Raw genomic sequence first — 1,665 nt, 5'->3', positions numbered from 1 at the left:
AGCGTATCTAATATTCAGTCTCGCGTATACCCGTCGATTGTTTGACACTTACATTCCAATACAACGAGCATTGAAAACAGTTATCAATCCCAAGGAAGAAGACATCATTCCCTGATTTAGAAGCTTCTTTCTGGACCCGAGAAAAAAAACGGAGGTGCAGATCCTTATGAACCATTTCCAGCCCGATCCGCTGCATGACGGAACCAGTCCCGTGGACTGTTTTATCAGCTATCGCCGCGCTGACGGTTTTTTTGCGGCCAAAATGATTCGCGATCAGCTCGAATCTCTGGGAATTTCCTGTTTTCTCGATCTGGAAGAGTCCAAAGCAGGAAACATAAACAATCGAATCAAGAATGCTATTGCGAACTGTGAAAATTTTATTCTGATTCTTTCCCCTGCCGCTCTCGATCGCTGCGTTCATGAAGAAGACTGGGTCCGACAGGAAATTGAAGCCGCTATGGAATTGAAGAAGACTATTATACCCGTTCAGCTGCACGGTTTTGTCTGGTCCAGTCAGCTGTCCTCGCTATTACCTCCTTCTCTGCAAATTCTTGAACAGCTAAATTCAGTTATCCTTTCAACAGAATATTTCGAAGCCTCTGTTGATCGTCTGGTAAGCTTTCTCCTTCTAGCTCCTGGAACAATTTCTCTAGGATTAAACATTGGCCAAAATGTTGCTGATTTTTTTAAGTATTCTCTGGATTCCTCTCAAAACGTCAGCGGTGTAGATATGGCCTTTCATGTCGGTTCTTACTGGTATCTAAATAATGAAAAGATCGACATTCTGCAGAAGCTAATGGAGCATCACATACCGGTACGAGTCATCATTCAGTCTGAATACACCTCGGAAGAGATCGTTCAGCATATGCGTAAACAAATGAAGTGGTACATCCCTTTAGAAAACAACTTCAATATCTGGAGAGAACGAAGCGCCAATTACCCAGAACTGCTAGAGGTACGCGTATGTTCGCTGCCGATTTTACATCGAACCTACCTCGTCCATCGAAAAGACGGAACGGGTTCGCTTTCTTTAAAAAACTACCGCTATGGTGATGGTTCAAGTGATAATCAGGAATCATTTACTTTCGATGGAGCAAAAAAAGACTGGGAAATGTACCAGGCATATCGCACTGAGTTCAATTATATGTGGAATCACCTGTGCACCCCTCTGGCAGACTTTTTGAAAGAACGTGAACAATCCGAGGACATAGCCTCCTCGTTTGAGTAAAACAGGTAACGCGGTTCTTTTGCTAAACAGCAGTTTCTTCCTGAGAAAGGAATGATCGCAGCCTGTTTTTTCTTTCCCTGCTCAATCCTCGTACAAACAAACAGTCCGCCAGGTCGGAGCCAAATCTGGTTTTCCGACACTAGCGGACTTTTCATTTTGGTGCCGTTTGTTTAGGATCGGTCGGATTCCGTTTTCTCAAAAACGGATCTCCTCTATCATTTCCAAGCGGAAATGGCGCTCTATAGACTCGGCAGTGCTGTATCCGTGGTCAGGCGAAGAGACAGAAGTACCTGATTGAGCGTTCTGGCGGCTTGGTCGATCTCGATCTGCGATTCACTTTGTGTTCGAACCGTTTTTGCTTCTGCAATCGCCGCATTGAGTGTCTCGTTCTGATTTGATTTGAACGATTTCGAAGCGATTGACTCGCCTTTTTCAAT

General features: G+C 44.3%; 2 protein-coding genes. One reads left to right on the top strand and one right to left on the bottom strand.

What is annotated here, in order from left to right:
- The first annotated feature begins 166 nt into the window (after positions 1-166).
- Positions 167-1,228 (top strand): toll/interleukin-1 receptor domain-containing protein, encoded by a 1,062-nt coding sequence (locus tag ACLUYS_RS03805; protein WP_412659135.1) that lies wholly within the window; start codon positions 167-169, stop codon positions 1,226-1,228.
- Between the two features lie 239 nt (positions 1,229-1,467).
- Here ACLUYS_RS03805 and ACLUYS_RS03800 read toward each other — a convergent pair.
- Positions 1,468-1,665: hypothetical protein (locus ACLUYS_RS03800; protein ID WP_412659134.1), on the bottom strand; the 198-nt coding region annotated here is incomplete at its 5' end.

This window comes from Allobaculum sp. (assembly GCF_047010065.1).
Lineage (GTDB): Bacteria > Bacillota_I > Bacilli_A > Erysipelotrichales > Erysipelotrichaceae > Allobaculum > Allobaculum fili.
Note: the sequence above shows the minus strand (reverse complement) of the source record. Positions and strands in the feature narration are given on the sequence as shown.